Raw genomic sequence first — 16,319 nt, 5'->3', positions numbered from 1 at the left:
GTGCCCGTGCCTATGGTGCGGTCAGGGAATGCCGGTCTCCTGGCGGGAACTGGTGAGCGCGCCGGGAGCGTCGGCCGGTACCGCGGGATTTCGCGGGGTCACCGGGGTGATGCGTTCGTACGGTGCGCCTAGCGGAGGCCGTCGGTCTTCCTCGCCGTGGTTGGGCCAGAGGGCCATCGCGCGCTCGGCTTGGGCGGTGATCGTCAGGGAAGGGTTGACGCCCAGGTTCGCGGAGATCGCCGAGCCGTCGACGACGTGCAGGCCGGGGTGGCCGTGGACGCGCTGGTACGGGTCGAGGACACCGCTTTCCGGATCGTCGGAAATGGCGCAGCCGCCAATGAAATGCGCGGTCATCGGGATGTTCAGGATCTCGCCGGTGGTGCCGCCGGCGATGCCGTCGATTTTCTCCGCGACGCGGCGGGCGGCGTCGTTTCCGGCGGGGATCCACGTCGGATTCGGTTCGCCGTGGCCGGGGGCGGACGTCAGTTTGTGCCGACCGGTGCGGGTGCGTTTGCCGGAGACGGTGATGGAATTGTCGAGCGTTTGCATCACCAGCAGGATGATGGTGCGCTCGGACCAGCGGCGCGGCGAGAACCAGGTGAGGTTCCGCGGATTTCGCGCGAACGCGCCGAGCCAGGTCAGCCAGCGCGGGACGGGCTTGCCGCCGTCGGTGAGCGCGGTTTGCAGCAGCGACATGGCATTGCTGCCCTTGCCGTAGCGGCACGGTTCGATGTGCGTGTGCTCGTCCGGGTGGATGGACGAGGTGATCGCGACGCCGTGGGTGAAGTCGACGTCTTTGCGTTTCGATTTCGCGCCGAGGATGGATTCCGAGTTGGTACGGGTCAGGCGGCCCAGGCTGGCGGAAATTCGGGGCAGCGCACCGGTTTCGCGGGCTCGGTGGAGCAGTTTTTGCGTGTTGTAGGTGCCAGCGCTGAAGATGACGTCGCGGGCGAAGAAGGTGCGCACGTTTTTGCAGCGACGGGGCGACTTTCCGGTGCGGACGGCGGTGACGGTGTAGCCGCCGTCGGCTGGGCGCACGTCGAGCACTGTGGTCATGGGGATGACGTTCGCGCCGCGTTGTTCGGCGAGGTAGAGGTAGTTGCGGTCCAACGTGTTCTTGGCGCCGACGCGGCAGCCGGTCATGCAAGACCCGCATTCGGTACAGGTTCGGCGGGCTGGTCCGGCACCGCCGAAGTACGGGTCTGGCACGACGGTTCCGGCGGGAGTGTTCTTGTCGCCGAAGAAAACGCCGACTGGGGTGAGTTGGAAGGAGGACCCGACGCCCAGATCGTCGGCGACTTCCCGGAGCACCTCGTCCGCGGTCGTGACGGTCGGGTTCTGGGTGACGCCCAGCATTCGGCGAGCCTGGTCGTAGTGCGGTTTCAGTTCGGCTTGCCAGTCGGTGACGTGCGCCCACTGCGGGTCCGCGAAGAACGGTGCGGGCGGTTCGTAGAGGGTGTTGGCGTAGTTGAGGGAACCGCCGCCCACGCCTGCGCCGCCGAGGATGACGACGTCGCGGAGCAGGTGGATGCGCTGGATGCCGTAGCAGCCGAGGCGCGGTGCCCACAGGAAATTCCGGACATCCCAAGAGGTTTTGGGCAGCGTCTCTTCGGTACGGCGGGGTCCGGCTTCCAGCACCGTGACGCGGTAGTCCTTTTCGGACAGTCGGAGTGCGCTCACGGAACCGCCGAAACCGGATCCGATCACGAGGACGTCGGTCTCTTCGCGGGTTGGAGTCATCGGGTCCTCGCCTTGGGTCTGGGGACGCCGCCGGACGGAGATTGGGCACCGTCCGGCGACGTGGCCCGAAGTCTTCTCCCCAGGTCAGGCGCGGGCATCGGTCTGTGGACCGGGAAGGTGGGACCTGACTGGTCCCACGGCACAAATCAGTCGACCGGCCGGAGCACGGCGGGACCCAGCAGGCGGCACGCCAACAGCGCCACCTCGACGTCGATCCGCCCCTCGGACAGCGGACGGCCGCGTTCCTGTTCGGCCTTCCGCAGCCGGTACTGGATGGTGTTCTTGTGCAGGTGCAGCTCCTGCGCGGCGACCATCAGGCTGCTCCCGCTGGACAGGTACGCCCAGACCGTCTCGCGCATCCGGTGGTGTCCCTCGTCGTCGTCGGCCAGCGCGCCGAGCACCGACTGGACCCAGCCCGCGACCGCCGACGGATCTGCTGCGACCAGCGCCAACGGGCCGAGCTGCGCCGCTGCGGTGACTGGTCGCGGCTGGGTTCGCTCGGTCATCTGCGCCACGGCCTCGGCTTGCCGGGCCTGCTGGTGGGTAGTGCGGAACCCAGCCAGGCCGCTCGCCGGGTCGCCCAGCGCGACGCGGACCGGATCGGGTGAGCCGGCGAGAGCGGCGGACACCGCGTCGAGGTCGAGCGTCGAGGTCGGGAACCAGGCCCAGACGGTCGAGGCGTCCGGGGCCACGACCAGCGGCGTGGTGCCGAGGGCGGTCGCGAGCAGGGCCGCGTGGCGTTCGAGGGTGGTCAGGCGGGCGCTTTCGTCCAGCTCAGGGCCGCACCACAGCACCGCGCCGACGTGTCGGTCGGATAGCGCGTAGCCGAGGGTTTTCTCGACGTCGGCGGTGTCGACGGGCTTGCCGGACAGCGCGGCCTGCACTTTCGCGAGTCGGGCGGCGTTGCGGTGGCGCAACCAGGTGTCGCGTTCCAGCTGGTAGGCCTCGACGACCTCTTCGGAGATCTTGTCGATGTAGGTGAAGGCAACCTGCGACAGCTCGGTGGCGGCAACCGCGACGTCGGCGGCCTCCACTGGCTCGACGGCGATCCGGGCGATCATCTCCTGCTGGAAGGCCGCCTGGCCGAGGCGGTACGCGCGCAGCATCGCGGTGATCGGCACCCGGCGCTGGGCCAGCCGCCGCGCGAACTCCAGCGCGACCGGCGGCGCTCCGACGTCCACCGGCTCCGTCGCGCCGCCCAGCACGCCCAGCGCGGCGACCAGGTTCTCCCGGACCGTGCTGTCCAGCAGCTCAGCGGCCTGCGCGTCGGGCGCGAGCGAAGGCAGTTCGGCGGAGATTTCCTCCACGATCCGCGCGCAGAGCAGCGCGATCTCGGCCAGGACCGAGTCCGCGACCTTGGCCAGCGTGGCGGCAGCCGTCGACGTCACAGGCAGCACCGTACGCCCGGTTCGTGCCCGAGACCCAACGCAGCCGAGCGTTTCGGTTTCGCGCACAGTGTCCCGCCGCCGGCGAATTCCTACCTTCAGGAAAACGACAGACCGCGTGGAGGCCGCCATGAAGAAGTACCGCCTCGCCGGAGCTAACGGCGAGACCGCCTGGCACGACCGGAAGCGGCACTTGTGGCTGCTCGGGCTGGTGGTGCCGCTGCTGCCGTTCGCCGCGATCGGGCTGCGCGCCGCGACCGGATCCGACGCCGTGCTGTGGCTCGGACCGCTCGTCGTGCTGGTTCTCGTGCCGCTGATCGACCTCGTCGCCGGTTACGACCACACCAATCCGCCGGACGAGGTGATGGAGGCGCTGGAGGAGGACCGCTACTACCGCTGGATCACCTACCTGTTCCTGCCGTTGCAGTACGCCGGTTTCATTGTGGGAGCGTGGATGCTCGCACGGGGTGAGCTGTCGGTCGGCGGGAAGATCGGCCTCGCGATCACGCTGGGCACGGTCGCCGGTATCGCGATCAACACCGCGCACGAACTCGGCCACAAACGGGAAGACACGGAACGCTGGGCGGCGAAAATCGCGCTGGCGCAGTGTTTCTACGGGCATTTCTACATCGAGCACAACCGCGGGCACCACGTCCGCGTCGCCACTCCGGAGGACCCGGCGTCGAGCCGGTTGGGCGAGAGCTTCTACCGGTTCTGGCCGCGTACGGTCTTCGGTTCGCTGCGCAGCGCCTGGGGTGTCGAGCGGAAACGCTATGCGCGCAAGGGAAGTCACCCATTCCACCTCGGCAATGACGTGCTCAACGCGTGGTTGATGAGCGTGGTGTTGTGGGGCGGTCTGATTGCCTGGCTGGGCGTCGGGATCCTGCCGTATCTGGTGGTGCAGGCCGTGTTCGGGTTCTCGCTGCTGGAGATCGTGAATTACATGGAGCACTACGGGATGCTGCGCAAGCAGGTCAAACATGGTGCGAAGACTCGCTACGAACGGGTCACTCCGGCGCATTCCTGGAACTCCAACAACGTCGCGACGAACGTGCTGCTGTACCACTTGCAGCGGCACAGCGACCACCACGCGAACCCGACGCGCCGGTTCCAGACTTTGCGTGACTTCAAGGAAAGCCCCGTTCTGCCGACCGGCTACACCGGGATGATGGTCGTCGCACTGGTCCCGGCGTGGTTCCGGAAGGTGATGGACCCGCGGGTCTACCGGCATTTCGACGGCGACATCCGGCAGGCGAACGTGCAGCCGGGCAAACTGCCGTCGCTGCTGAAGAAATACCCGGTGGCCGCTGCTGCTGCGGAGGAACCCGCCGCGGACACTCGGTCGAAGCTGGCCGACGACGTGGATGCCGCGCGGTGCCCCGGTTGTGGCTACGTCTACCGCGTCGCCGAAGGCAATGAGCTGGAGGGCTTCGCCGCTGGGACCGCGTGGTCGGAGATTCCGGACGACTGGACGTGCCCCGATTGCGGCGTGCGCGACAAGGTCGACTTCGTGCCGGTGGTTCGGGAGGCGGCGTTATGAAGATCGTTGCGGACCACGGCAAATGCGAAGGCCTCGGCATGTGCGAGGCGATGGCCGACCAGTTCTTCGAGGTCGGGGACGACGGACTGGTGCAGGTTCTCGACGAAACCCCGCCCGAGGAGGACCGGCAGTTCGTCGACGCGGCGGTGCGCGCGTGCCCGGTCGCGGCGTTGCGGCTGCGGGATTGAGGCCCGGTGGAGACGGAGCTGCTGGGGCGAGCGCGGTCTGGCGACCAGGCCGCGTTCGCCGTCATCTACCAGGAACACGCGTCGCCGGTCTTCCGCTACCTGCGGATGCGGGTGCCGACGGCGACGGTCGCCGAAGACCTGACGAGCGAGGCGTTCCTGCGCGCGTGGCGGAAACTGCCGGACTTCCGCCCGGACGTCGGCTCGTTCACCGGCTGGCTGTACACGATCGCCGACAACCTGCTGCGCGACCACCGGAAATCGGCCCGCTACCGGCGTGAACTCCTCGACGGGAAGGATCACGACGGACCGGACGTCCGAGGCGGAGCCGACCGGCTCGCGCTGGCCCGGATCGAGGCCGCCGCGCTCCGGCGGTGTCTTGCCGACCTCAGCGAACCGCAGCGCGAGTGCGTCCGGTTGCGGTTTTTCGCCGGACTTTCCGTCGCCGAGGTCGCCGAAACGATGAACAAGAACCCCAACAGCGTCCGGGCGCTGCAGCACCGCGCGGTGCGCACGCTCGCGACGCTGCTGGCCGAGACCGAGAAGGCGTGAGGCTGTTATGCACGGATTCCTGGAGATTTTCAAGATCATCGGGCCGCTGCTGGTGCTGATGCTGTGCCCGATCTGGCTTCCGCTGCTGGGGATGCTGATCGGGAAGCTCGCGGAGATCTTTTCCGGCGGCAAGCGGACCGAGCCCGCGCGCGTGTCTCGGCCGGTGCGCGCCGAACCAGCTGAGGCGGGGAGCCGCGTTTCGCGGTGAACCTTCCTCCGCGAAGGCGGTGCCGACCGGCGAAAGTCCGTGAAGGGCTCCTTGAGGGAATCAGATTCCCTCAAGGAGCCCTTCACGGACCTCCACGGGAGCGGACCAGAAGCCGCGGTGGGCATCAGGGTATAGCTGGGCAAGCATGTCTCGGGCGGCAAAGAGCATTGGTCAGGCATTCCGGACTTTCTTAGCCTGACTGCGGGTCGAAGGTGCCGGACACCCGCTCAAAGGAGAGCCGCGATGACCGAATGCCAGCCTGTCACTGCTCAGCCGCCGTCCGGTCCGGTCATCGGCGTCCACGACGGCGTCCTGCGTTTCCGCGGCGTGCGGTACGGCACCGCCGAGCGGTTCCAGTTGCCGCGTCCAGCCGAGCCCCGTTCCGACGCCGTGCTGCCCGGGCCGATCTGCCCGCAGCTCGGCTCGCGCCTGGAAGCCGCGATGGGGCCGCCGCAGGAGGAACCGCCCCAGTCCGAGGACTGCCTCAACCTTGCCGTCGCGACGCCCGCGCTGACCGGTGCCCGCCCGGTGCTGGTGTGGCTGCACGGCGGCGGTTTCCTGAGCGGTGGAGGCACGCTTCCCTGGTACGACGGCGGACGGCTCGCCGCTGACGGCGACGTGGTTGTCGTGTCGGTCAACTACCGGCTGGGGGCGTTCGGATACCTGGTCCACGACGGCGTTAGCGAGGGCAATCTCGGCCTGGCGGATCAGACGCTCGCGCTGGAATGGGTGCGCGACAACATCGCGGCGTTCGGCGGCGACCCGGGCAATGTCACCGTCTTCGGCCAGTCCGCGGGCGCGCTTTCGACGCTCGCCTTGCTGTCCAAGCCGGACAGCCGTCGGCTCATCCGGCGGGCGATCGTCCAGAGTTCCCCGGATCCCGCGATCATCCAGGATCGCGCGAAAGCATTGGAGATCGGCCGGTATTTCGTGGACGCGGTCGGCGGAGATCCGGTTACCGCTTCCGTCGACCAGTTGCTTGCCGCGCAACAGCGCACTCTCCGGTGGAACGCGGCGAAAGACCCGACGTCGACCCGGCCGCCGTTCGGGATCGTCGACCTCGACGTGCGGCTGTCCGATCCGTTGCCGGACTTGATGATCGGATATACCACGCAGGAGTGCGAGGCGTTCGCGATCGGAGTGCGGGACGACGAGATCCGGCAGGCGATCGTGGACCAGACCGAGCCGCTTTTCGGTCGCCCGGCGCGTGACTTGGCACAGCAGTACGGCGCGTACTCCTACGAGTTCGCCTGGACTCCGGAACACGGCGGATACGGCGCGATCCATTGCCTGGAACTGCCTTTCCTCCTGGGCACCTCGGAATCCTGGCGCGGAAGCCCGATGTTGGGCGACACGAGCTGGGCTGACGTCGAACGCCTTGGTGCTCAAATGCGCTTGTGGTGGACCGAATTCGCACGGTCTGGTTCTCCAGGCCCGCGGAACGGCTTCCGGATCGGGAATTCCCCTCAGACACTGGAGAACACGCCATGAGCAAGACAATCCATTGGCCCGTAGTCCTGCTCTGCTTCCTCGCGGTTCTCCTGGACGGCTTCGACACCGCCGCCCTGTCGTTCACGATCCCGACGCTGTCGCACGAATGGGGTTCCGCGCCCGCCGCCTTCACCTTGCCGTTGGTGTTGACCAACATCGGCGTCGTCATGGGATATCTGGCCGCGGGTTACGTCGGAGCCCGGATGAAGGCACGGTCAGTAATCCTCACCGGCGTCCTCATCTTCGCGGGCGCGACGGTGCTGACCGCCGCGATCCTGCACCTGAAATCCATGCCGGTCTTCGCCGCGACCCGCCTGGTCACCGGGCTCGGTCTCGGGCTGGTCCTTCCGGCCGGGGTCTCGCTTGCGACGAAACACAGCGCGGAGAGCCGTCGGGAGCTGGTCTCCGTGGCGGTGACCCTCGGCCTCGCTTCCGGGAGCAGTCTCGGCGGGTTCTTCGGCGGCAAACTCCTGCACAGCGTGGGGTCCGCCGGGGTCTTCTACGTCGCCGGGCTGGCACCGTTGGTGCTGGCCGCGGTCATGGCGGCGGTGCTGCCCGCTCGCGAGCCCGCGGTCGCGACCACCGCGAAGCAGGAGGCCAAGGTCAGCCGGCTGTTCGGCGAGGGGTTGCGCCTGCCGACGTCGCTCATCTGGGCGTTCTCGTTCCTCATCTTCATCACCGCGTACGTCCTGATCTCCTGGGTTCCGACGCTTCTCACCGGATACGGTTTCGCGGCGGGCAAGGCCCCGCTGGGACTCGCGTTCCTCACCCTCGGCGGCATCGCGGGCGGCCTCGTGCTCATCCCGTTGGCCGCGCGGATCGGGATCACCCGTGCGCTGATCTTGATGCCCGCCATCGGAGCGGTGTGCATGGTGCTCGTCGCGACGGTGCCGCTCGGCGAGACTCTGCTGTTCCTGCTGCTGGCCGGGGCTGGTTTCGGGGTCACAGCCGGGCAGATCGGGCAGCTGACTCTCGCGGTCTCGATCTATCCCGCGAGCACTCGGACCACCGGGGTCGGCTGGGCCGCGGCGCTCGGGCGGATCGGGTCGATCGTCGGCCCCGGTGTCGCGGGCTTGCTGCTCGCGCTGGCGTTGTCGGCTCAGACGATCGTGCTGGCGACCGCGGTTCCGGTGCTGGTGGCAATCGCTTGCGCGGTGGGGCTGAGCCGGGTGCGGTCGCGGGCTAGGAGGGAGCGCGATGGCGCACTGGTTCGATCTCGGTGACGTCGCGGTCGTTCCCCTGGTCGAGGACGACCGGCTGCTGATCGAGCCCGGGGAGTTCTTCCCGGGACTCGAACCGGACCTCGGCGACTGGTACGCGCAGGAGCAGTGGTTCGACCGGGCGGCGGGAAAGCTGGTCTTCGTCATCCAGTCGTTCCTCGTCTGCTCGGCGGACGAGGTGCTGGTGGTCGACGCGTGTGTCGGGGCCGGAAAGGACCGTCAGCGCGCGGAGTTCGACCAGTTGCCGGATCGGTGGATGCAGCAGTTCCTCGCGACCGGGCTGCGGCCTTCGGAGGTCGATGCGGTGGTGTTCACCCACTTGCACACCGATCACGTCAGGGCCGCGACTGCGCAGCGGGAGCTGGTTTTTCCGGACGCGCCGCACTTCGTGGTCGAAGAGGAGTTGCGGTACTGGTCGAGTGCGGCTGGCGGGGCGGCCATGCGCCGGACCGGTGATTACCTGGCCGACAGTGTCCGGCCGATCGAGGAGGCCGGACAGCTGAGCTTTGTGGCTCCGGACGCGGTGCTGGGCAAGCATGCTCAGCTTGTTCCCGCTGCTGGGCATACGCCTGGGAACGTGTGCGTGCGGGTTCGTGGCAGTGCGGGGACCGTCCTGCTCGCCGGGGACACGATGCATCACGGGGTGCAGGTGCGGCATCCGGAGCTGAGCACTCGGTACTGCGTTGAGCCGGGGGCCGCAGCGGAGGTGCGCAGTCGCCTGCTTGAGGAAGCGGCCGCGAGTGGATCCGTGCTGCTCCCGACGCATTTCCCCGCGCCGTCCGCCGGTCGGGTGCGGCGTGGTCAGGCCGGGTACGTCTTCGAGTTCGCCGACGACCTGCTCCGGACCGGGCAGTTCCGGTATCGGGAGTGGCTCGCGTAGCTGGCCAAAGTCCGTGAGGGGAACCCTAGGGGAATCAGAGTCCCTCAGGGTTCCCCTCACGGACCGTCGACAGTAACCGGGGCGACCCGGCGGCGGAGCAGGCAAAATACGTTCCCCTCCGGGTCGGCGAGCACGTGCCACGACTCCTCGCCGGTCTGGCCCACGTCCGCGGGTCGCGCCCCGGCCGCGAGCAGGCGTTCCAGTTCCGCGTCCTGGTCCCGGTCCGTCGGGTTCACGTCCAGGTGCAGCGGCAGTTTCGCCGGTTTCGGGTCGCTGCTGCGGCTGAGGATCAACGTCGGCTGCGGGCCGCCGAAACCGGCCTCGGGAGGGCCGATCTCCAGGTCTTCCCCGTCCCAGCCGAGTTCGACATAGCCGAGCACTTCGCACCAGAAATCGCCCATCCGTTGCGGGTCGGCGCAGTCGAGGACGAGTTCGGTGATCCGGCAGGCCATGCGCGCGAGCTTAGGGCCCGCGCGCACCCCAGCCCAGCGAATTCCGGTTTGTGCGCGCGGATAGATCTGCCGCCCCGGATTCGTCCGCGCGCACGAACGTACTGCCCGGGAAACCTCCTAGGGTCGCCAGCAGCGAGGCGAGGAGGCAAGCATGCGGACACTGCTGCGTGGCGGTCGCGTCATCGACCCGGCTACGGGCTTCGACGGCACAGCTGACGTGCTGGTATCCGACGGCGAGGTGATCGCGGTCGGACCGGGACTGCCGAGTGCGGACGACCAGGTGGAGATCGACGTCGCCGGGTACGTCGTCGGGCCGGGGTTCATCGATCTGCACAGCCACGTGCACACGATCGCGGGACAGCGGCTGCAGGCGATGGACGGCGTCACGACGGCGCTCGACCTGGAGGCCGGGCTGATGCCGGTCGAACGGGCCTACGCCGAGGCCGCCGCGGCGGGGCGTCCGCTGCACTACGGCTTCTCGGCCTCGTGGGGTTCCGCGCGGGCGAAGGTGCTCGCCGGCATCGAGCCGGACGCGAACATCAACACCGGGCTTTCCGTGCTCGGCAATCCGGCCTGGCAGCGGTCCTCGTCGAAGACCGAACTGGCCGCTTGGCTGTCCCTTGTGGAGGGTGAGCTGGCGGCGGGCGCGCTCGGCGTCGGCGTGCTGCTCGGGTACGCGCCGGCCAGCGATCCGGCCGAGTTCCTGGCGTTGGCGAAGCTGGCCAAACAGGCTGAGGCGCCGACCTACACGCACGTCCGCGAGCTGGTCGAGGTCGATCCGGGCACGCCGGTCGACGGGTCCGAGGAGATCGCGATCGTCGCGGCCGAGACCGGCGCGGCGATGCACCACTGTCACGTCAACAGCACCTCCATCCGGCACACCGACCGCGTGCTCGGCGCGCTGGACTCGAGTCGTGCCGCCGGGTCGCGGGTGACGGTCGAGGCCTATCCGTACGGCGCGGGCAGCACCGCGGTCGGCGCGGCTTTCATCTCGCCGGAGCGGCTGAAGATGAAGGGCCTCAACCCGTCGCGGGTGATCCTGCTGGAGACCGGCGAGCGGATCGCGGACGAGGGACGGTTGTTGCAGGTCCGCGCCGAGACGCCGGGTGCGCCGTGCATTCTGGAGTTCTTCGACGAGGAGGACCCGGTCGACCGCGCTCTGCTGCACCAGGCGCTCGCCTTCCCGGACTCGATCGTCGCGAGCGACGCGATGCCGGTGTACTGGCAAAACGGGGCCAACGAATCCACCGAGTGGCCGCTGCCGCCGGGCGGCGCGACGCATCCGCGTACTGCGGGGACGTTCTCCAAGTCGCTGCGGCTGATGGTGCGCGAGGCCGGTGTCTGGACCTGGCTGGAGGCGTTCCGGCGTTGTTCTTACCTCCCGGCGCGGGTGCTCGACGAGGTCGCACCCGGTGCGCGGACCAAGGGCCGGTTGAACGTCGGCGCGGACGCGGACATCGTCGTCCTCGATCCGGCCACGATCACTGACACCGCAACGTATTTCGACGCTACCCGGCCCGCGGTCGGCGTCCGGCACCTGTTCGTCGCGGGCACTCCGGTGGTGCGCGACGGGCAGCTGCTCACCGACGCGTTCCCCGGCCAGCCGCTGCGAGGAGAACCGCGATGACCGAGTTCAAGGTGGACGCCCTGCTCGCCGACATCGAAACGTTGGTGTGCTGCGAATCCCCGTCGTCCGACCTGGATGCGGTCGCGCACAGCGCCGACGTGGTGACTGAAGTCGGCAAGGCGTTGCTGGGCGTGGAGCCGGAGCGGATTGTCCTGGATGGACGGACGCATCTGCGGTGGCGGTTCGGTGCCGGTCCGGCGCGCGTGCTGCTGCTCGGGCACCACGACACGGTCTGGCCGATGGGTTCGCTGGAGACACATCCGTTTTCCGTGCAGGACGGGGTTTTGCGCGGTCCGGGCTGTTTCGACATGAAGACTGGTGTCGTGATGGCATTGCACGTCGCGGCTTCGCTGGCAGACCGCAATGGGCTGTCCATTTTGGTCACTGGCGACGAGGAGCTGGGCTCGCCGTCGTCGCGTGGGCTGATCGAGGAAGAGGCACAGGGCTGCGCGGCGGCGTTCGTGCTGGAAGCCTCGGCGGACGGCGGTGCGATCAAGACCCGGCGCAAAGGCGTTTCCCACTACCGGATCGAGGTGACGGGACGCGCCTCGCACGCTGGTCTCGAACCGGAGAAGGGCATCAACGCAGGGATCGAGATCGCGCATCAGGTGCTCGCGGTCGCCGCGCTTGCCAGTCCGGAGCGTGGGACCAGCGTTGTGCCGACAGTGCTTTCGGCTGGCACCACAGTGAATACCGTGCCCGCCGCAGCTGCGGTTGAGGTCGACGTGCGCGTGTGGGACGAGGAAGAACAGCTCCGCATCGACCGAGAAGTCCGCGCGTTGCAATCGGTCCTCGACGAAGCGCAGGTGCGAGTCACCGGCGGGATCAACCGTCCGCCGCTGGACGCCGTTTCTTCGGCCGCGTTGTACGGGCTGGCAAAGGAACTGGCCGCAGAACTGGGATTGCCGGAAATGACCGAGGCGGCCGTCGGCGGTGCTTCGGACGGCAATTACACCGCAGGTCTCGGTGTGCCGACTCTCGACGGCCTCGGCGCGGTCGGCGGCGGCGCGCACGCGGATCATGAACATGTCCTGGTCGAGGAATTGCCGAAGCGGACCGCGTTGCTGGCCGCGCTGGTGGAGAACGTGCTGACGAAGGGGAGTCCGTCGGTTCCGACGAATCCGGCCGGCGATTCTGGTCGAGCACGACGGTGACGTCGGTGGGGAAGCCGGGAAAGGATCATCCCGTGACGAATCTTGCGATGAACACGGAAAGACCCGTCGCGGCGGGAGCGTGCGACGAGGCGGTCGCGGCCGCTCAAGCGGCGGCTGCCGCCTCGGGGGTCGAAGTCCGCGAAATCACCGAGATCGCGGAAATGACCGCGGTCGGAGTGCTGTTCGAGACGATCTGGCGGTCCGCGCCGGGTACCCGTCCGGTGACTACGGAACTGCTGCGCGCGCTGTCGTCGGCGGGGAATTACGTGGCAGGTGCGTTTGCAGACGGAGAAATGCTCGGCGCGTGTGTCGGCTTTTTCGGAAACCCCGGAAAGGGCAGTCTGCACAGTCACATCGCCGGAGTTTCAAAAGCTGGCGCGGGTCGCGGAATCGGATACGCGCTGAAATTGCATCAGCGCGGCTGGGCGCTGGCGCAGGACGTCTCGACAATCAAATGGACGTTCGACCCGCTGGTGCGCCGCAACGGCTATTTCAACCTCGGCAAACTCGGCGCGCTCCCGGTGCGGTATCTGCGGGATTTCTACGGGCCGATGGCGGACGGCATCAACGGTTCGGGCGACACCGACCGGCTGATGGTGTCCTGGGATCTGGCCAGTCCGTCAGTGCGGACCGCCGCGTTCGGCGAACCGGTCCGCACCGACGCGAAGACGTTGCTTGACCAGGGCGCGGCGGTGGCCCTCGAAGTGGCCGCGGACGGCGGTCCGGCCACCGGTTCGGCGGACGCGCCGGTGGTGCTCGTCGCGGTCCCGTCCGACATCGAAGGCTTGCGTACCACCGATCCCGGCAAGGCGGACGCGTGGCGGGCCGCGCTGCGCGAATCGCTCGGCGGGCTGATGGGCGCCGGCGGCCGGGTGACCGGTTTCGACCGAGCCGGCTACTACGTGATCTCCAAGGAGGAGCAGTGAAACTCAGCGGTGTGGAACTGCGCCGGGTGCAGATGCCGCTCGTCGCCCCGTTCCGGACTTCGTTCGGCACCCAGTCCGTCCGCGAACTCTTGCTGCTGCGCGCGGTCACGCCGACCGGCGAAGGCTGGGGCGAATGCGTGACGATGGCCGGGCCGGTGTACTCGTCGGAGTACAACGACGGCGCGGAACACGTGCTGCAGCACCACTTGATCCCGGCGCTGCTGGCCGCGGAAGACCTCACCGCGGCGAAGGTGACGCCGCTGCTGGCGAAGTTCAAGGGCCACCGGATGGCCAAGGGCGCGCTGGAGATGGCCGTGCTCGACGCCGAACTCCGCGCGCATGAGCGGTCTTTCGCCGCCGAACTCGGGTCGGTGCGCGATTCCGTGCCGTGCGGCGTTTCGGTCGGGATCATGGACACGATTCCGCAGCTGCTCGACGTCGTGGGCGGATATCTCGACGAGGGCTACGTCCGGATCAAGCTGAAGATCGAACCCGGCTGGGACGTCGAACCGGTGCGCGCGGTCCGCGAACGCTTCGGTGACGAAGTGCTGCTGCAGGTCGACGCGAACACCGCCTACACCCTCGGCGACGCGCCGCAGCTGGCCCGGCTCGACCCGTTCGGCCTGCTGCTGATCGAGCAGCCGCTCGAAGAGGAGGACGTGCTCGGCCACGCCGAACTGGCGCGCCGGATCCAGACGCCGATCTGCCTCGACGAGTCCATCGTGTCCGCGCGCTCGGCGGCGGACGCGATCAAACTGGGCGCGGTCCAGATCGTGAACATCAAACCGGGCCGCGTCGGCGGTTACCTGGAAGCGCGGCGGGTGCACGACGTGTGCGCGGCGCACGGGATCCCGGTGTGGTGCGGCGGGATGATCGAGACCGGTCTCGGCCGGGCGGCGAACGTCGCGCTGGCCTCGCTGCCGAACTTCACCCTGCCCGGCGACACCTCGGCGTCGGACCGGTTCTACCGGACCGACATCACCGAGCCGTTCGTGCTGTCCGACGGCCACCTGCCGGTGCCGACCGGACCGGGCCTCGGCGTAGCACCGATTCCGGAGCTGCTGGACGAGGTGACGACGGCAAAGGTGTGGATCGGTTCGTAGCCCGCTACGAATTCCGGAGGTAGATTTGGTCGGATCGGACCAGCCGGTCCGCACGAGGCCGGATCTACCTTCGGGGGGTGCTGACACCGGTGCCGAGCAAACCGCACACGAGTCTGGGACGCGTCCTCGAAGCGCTCGGGGACGTGCTCCTCGAACCGGTCGCCGTCGGTCGCGACACGCGACGGCAGCTCGGCGGGGTGGTGATTCACGACCCGCACGACGACGCGGAGTTCCCGGCTCAGGCGGTGGTCCTCGGCGTCGGGGTGCGCGAATCCGGCGAGATCGTGCGACTCCTGCACACTGTCGCCGCGCGCGGGGCGACCGCGCTGGTCGTCCGAGCGCCGGTAGCTGCCTCGACAGAACTCGTGCGGGCGGCCAATTCCTCCGGGGTCGCGCTGCTCGGGCTCGCCAGCGGCGCGTCGTGGGCGCAGTTGGCCGCCATGCTCCGCACGCTGCTGGCGGAGGGCGACGTCGGCGACGTTTCCCCGCAGACGCTCGGCGGGATGCCGTCCGGTGATCTTTTCGCCCTCGCCAACGCCATCGCGGCGCTGCTCGACGCACCGGTCACCATCGAGGACCGCAACTCGCGCGTCCTCGCGTTCTCCGGCCGCCAAGACGAAGCCGACCCCTCGCGCGTCGAGACGATTCTCGGCCGCCAGGTGCCGGAGCGGTTCACTCGCGAGCTGGAGAAGGACGGCGTTTTCGAGCGGCTCTACCGCGATCAGGGCCCGGTTTATGTGTATCCGGGAGACGGCTACGACAAGAAGATCGTCATGCCCCGCGCCGCGCTTGCCGTCCGGGCCGGAGACGAGGTCCTCGGGTCGATTTGGGCCGCTGTCGACAAAGAGCTAAGCAAAGAACGTACGGCGGCCTTGATCGATGCGTCGAAAATCGTTGCGCTGCATATGCTTCGGTTGCGTGCAGGTGCCGACGTCGAACGCCGGCTGCGCGCCGATCTGGTCAGCACCGCGCTCGAAGGCGGCTCCGGCGCGCAGGAGGCCATCGCGCGCCTCGGGTTGCTGGGGCAGCCCACGATCGTCCTCGCCATGGGACTGATCGAGGCACCCGATGACGACCTCCGGCTGGTCACGGAACGCCAACGGGTCGCCGACGCGTTCGCCATGCACCTCAGCGCCGTCCAGCCCCGATCGGCGGTGGCGTTGGTCGGCGACGTCGCGTACGGCATCGTCCCGATGCCCGGGAACCACGGCGATTGCCGCGAACGCTCGGTGCGCGTCGCGTCGACCTTCCTGGAACGCACCGGCCGTCGGGTCGCCGCGGCGATCGGCATCGGTCCGCTGGCCCTCGACGGATCCGGATTGCGCGCGTCCCGCGACGGGGCCGACCGCGCCCTGCGGGTGTTGCTCGCCAACGGCGGCTCGAAGCGGGTGATCACCGCCGAGGACGCGCACATCGAAGCGTTGATGTTGGAATTGGCCGACCTGTCCGTGGCGCGTGGCGACGTCGCGACCGGGCCGATCGCGCGGCTGCTGGAGTACGACACCAAACATCAGTCCCAGCTGGTGCACACGTTGCGGTGCTGGCTCGATTCGTTCGGGGACATCAGCGCGGCGTCGGCTGCGGCGTACGTGCATCCGAGCACGTTCCGGTACCGGTTGCGTCGGCTGGCGGAGGTCGGCGGGATCGATCTGGACGACCCGGGGGACCGGTTCGCGGCGATGGTGCAGCTGCACTTGCTGCCGCGGGTGGAAAGGGCCGACGAGACGTCGTGAGTGTTGATCACGGTTAGAACCGTGATGAACACTCACGAGCCCTCCGCCCCCCGCCCCCACACAGCTCGTCTCTCACTAGCATTACCGAACCCACGTAACCCATCTTCTTCTCGAAAGACACCA

The 16,319-nt window shown here is 68.5% G+C and carries 15 protein-coding genes; 12 read left to right on the top strand and 3 right to left on the bottom strand.

Features of this window, described 5'->3' with window-relative positions; all coding sequences use genetic code 11:
* Positions 1-21: 21 nt before the first annotated feature.
* Together D0D37_RS28075 and D0D37_RS28070 are read right to left on the bottom strand one after the other, a co-directional pair.
* Positions 22-1,740, bottom strand: coding sequence for a GMC oxidoreductase (locus D0D37_RS28075; protein WP_116203594.1), 1,719 nt, complete (start codon positions 1,738-1,740; stop codon positions 22-24).
* A 146-nt stretch (positions 1,741-1,886) separates the two neighbouring features.
* Positions 1,887-3,128 (bottom strand): PucR family transcriptional regulator, encoded by a 1,242-nt coding sequence (locus D0D37_RS28070; RefSeq protein WP_244223703.1) that lies wholly within the window; start codon positions 3,126-3,128, stop codon positions 1,887-1,889.
* Between the two features lie 127 nt (positions 3,129-3,255).
* On the opposite strand from D0D37_RS28070, the gene D0D37_RS28065 reads away from it, so the two are divergent.
* From D0D37_RS28065 to D0D37_RS28035, 7 genes are all read left to right on the top strand, one after another.
* Positions 3,256-4,665, top strand: coding sequence for a fatty acid desaturase (locus tag D0D37_RS28065; protein ID WP_116203592.1), 1,410 nt, complete (start codon positions 3,256-3,258; stop codon positions 4,663-4,665).
* The gene (locus D0D37_RS28060; protein WP_116203591.1) at positions 4,662-4,853 is read left to right on the top strand and encodes a ferredoxin; all 192 of its coding nucleotides are present in this window, start codon (positions 4,662-4,664) and stop codon (positions 4,851-4,853) included. Before D0D37_RS28065 ends, D0D37_RS28060 begins: the two co-directional genes overlap by 4 nt.
* A 6-nt stretch (positions 4,854-4,859) precedes the next feature.
* A complete protein-coding gene (locus D0D37_RS28055; protein WP_116203590.1) occupies positions 4,860-5,402 on the top strand; it encodes an RNA polymerase sigma factor in 543 nt (180 codons plus the stop codon).
* A gap of 7 nt (positions 5,403-5,409) precedes the next feature.
* A complete protein-coding gene (locus D0D37_RS28050; protein WP_116203589.1) occupies positions 5,410-5,610 on the top strand; it encodes a hypothetical protein in 201 nt (66 codons plus the stop codon).
* A gap of 243 nt (positions 5,611-5,853) precedes the next feature.
* Complete coding sequence (locus D0D37_RS28045; protein ID WP_116203588.1) at positions 5,854-7,101, top strand: carboxylesterase family protein; 1,248 nt, start codon at positions 5,854-5,856, stop codon at positions 7,099-7,101.
* Entirely contained in the window at positions 7,098-8,324 is a 1,227-nt protein-coding gene (locus tag D0D37_RS28040) for an MFS transporter (RefSeq protein WP_116203587.1), read from the top strand. Before D0D37_RS28045 ends, D0D37_RS28040 begins: the two co-directional genes overlap by 4 nt.
* Complete coding sequence (locus D0D37_RS28035) at positions 8,299-9,201, top strand: MBL fold metallo-hydrolase (RefSeq protein WP_116203586.1); 903 nt, start codon at positions 8,299-8,301, stop codon at positions 9,199-9,201. The genes D0D37_RS28040 and D0D37_RS28035 overlap by 26 nt, the downstream gene beginning before the upstream one ends.
* Positions 9,202-9,257: 56 nt before the next feature.
* On the opposite strand, the gene D0D37_RS28030 is transcribed toward D0D37_RS28035, so the two are convergent.
* Positions 9,258-9,653: a VOC family protein gene (locus D0D37_RS28030; protein ID WP_116203585.1), complete on the bottom strand. Its 396-nt coding sequence runs from the start codon at positions 9,651-9,653 to the stop codon at positions 9,258-9,260.
* 151 nt (positions 9,654-9,804) lie between these two features.
* On the opposite strand from D0D37_RS28030, the gene D0D37_RS28025 reads away from it, so the two are divergent.
* The 5 genes from D0D37_RS28025 (at position 9,805) to D0D37_RS28005 (ending at position 16,196) form a co-directional block, all read left to right on the top strand.
* Positions 9,805-11,280, top strand: a complete 1,476-nt coding sequence (locus tag D0D37_RS28025; protein ID WP_116203584.1) for an amidohydrolase family protein — start codon at positions 9,805-9,807, stop codon at positions 11,278-11,280.
* A complete protein-coding gene (locus tag D0D37_RS28020) occupies positions 11,277-12,434 on the top strand; it encodes a M20 family metallopeptidase (RefSeq protein ID WP_244223702.1) in 1,158 nt (385 codons plus the stop codon). The genes D0D37_RS28025 and D0D37_RS28020 overlap by 4 nt, the downstream gene beginning before the upstream one ends.
* A gap of 47 nt (positions 12,435-12,481) precedes the next feature.
* Positions 12,482-13,360, top strand: coding sequence for a GNAT family N-acetyltransferase (locus D0D37_RS28015; protein ID WP_208720176.1), 879 nt, complete (start codon positions 12,482-12,484; stop codon positions 13,358-13,360).
* Positions 13,357-14,463 (top strand): o-succinylbenzoate synthase, encoded by a 1,107-nt coding sequence (gene menC, locus D0D37_RS28010; protein WP_116203582.1) that lies wholly within the window; start codon positions 13,357-13,359, stop codon positions 14,461-14,463. The genes D0D37_RS28015 and menC overlap by 4 nt, the downstream gene beginning before the upstream one ends.
* 77 nt (positions 14,464-14,540) lie before the next feature.
* Positions 14,541-16,196: a PucR family transcriptional regulator gene (locus tag D0D37_RS28005; protein WP_116203581.1), complete on the top strand. Its 1,656-nt coding sequence runs from the start codon at positions 14,541-14,543 to the stop codon at positions 16,194-16,196.
* The last annotated feature ends 123 nt before the right edge of the window (positions 16,197-16,319 follow it).

This window comes from Amycolatopsis circi (assembly GCF_003385235.1).
Classification (GTDB): domain Bacteria; phylum Actinomycetota; class Actinomycetes; order Mycobacteriales; family Pseudonocardiaceae; genus Amycolatopsis; species Amycolatopsis circi.
The sequence above is the reverse complement of the archived record's forward strand: the minus strand, read 5'-3'. Positions and strand labels throughout refer to the sequence as shown.

What these genes read in the sequence shown, in the direction of transcription:
- D0D37_RS28075 (WP_116203594.1), bottom strand. Translation starts at nt 1,740, where the DNA reads ATGACTCCAACCCGCGAAGAGACCGACGTCCTCGTGATCGGATCCGGT.
- D0D37_RS28065 (WP_116203592.1), top strand. Translation starts at nt 3,256, where the DNA reads ATGAAGAAGTACCGCCTCGCCGGAGCTAACGGCGAGACCGCCTGGCAC.
- D0D37_RS28060 (WP_116203591.1), top strand. Translation starts at nt 4,662, where the DNA reads ATGAAGATCGTTGCGGACCACGGCAAATGCGAAGGCCTCGGCATGTGC.
- D0D37_RS28050 (WP_116203589.1), top strand. Translation starts at nt 5,410, where the DNA reads ATGCACGGATTCCTGGAGATTTTCAAGATCATCGGGCCGCTGCTGGTG.
- D0D37_RS28045 (WP_116203588.1), top strand. Translation starts at nt 5,854, where the DNA reads ATGACCGAATGCCAGCCTGTCACTGCTCAGCCGCCGTCCGGTCCGGTC.
- D0D37_RS28040 (WP_116203587.1), top strand. Translation starts at nt 7,098, where the DNA reads ATGAGCAAGACAATCCATTGGCCCGTAGTCCTGCTCTGCTTCCTCGCG.
- D0D37_RS28035 (WP_116203586.1), top strand. Translation starts at nt 8,299, where the DNA reads ATGGCGCACTGGTTCGATCTCGGTGACGTCGCGGTCGTTCCCCTGGTC.
- D0D37_RS28030 (WP_116203585.1), bottom strand. Translation starts at nt 9,653, where the DNA reads ATGGCCTGCCGGATCACCGAACTCGTCCTCGACTGCGCCGACCCGCAA.
- D0D37_RS28025 (WP_116203584.1), top strand. Translation starts at nt 9,805, where the DNA reads ATGCGGACACTGCTGCGTGGCGGTCGCGTCATCGACCCGGCTACGGGC.
- D0D37_RS28020 (WP_244223702.1), top strand. Translation starts at nt 11,277, where the DNA reads ATGACCGAGTTCAAGGTGGACGCCCTGCTCGCCGACATCGAAACGTTG.
- D0D37_RS28015 (WP_208720176.1), top strand. Translation starts at nt 12,482, where the DNA reads ATGAACACGGAAAGACCCGTCGCGGCGGGAGCGTGCGACGAGGCGGTC.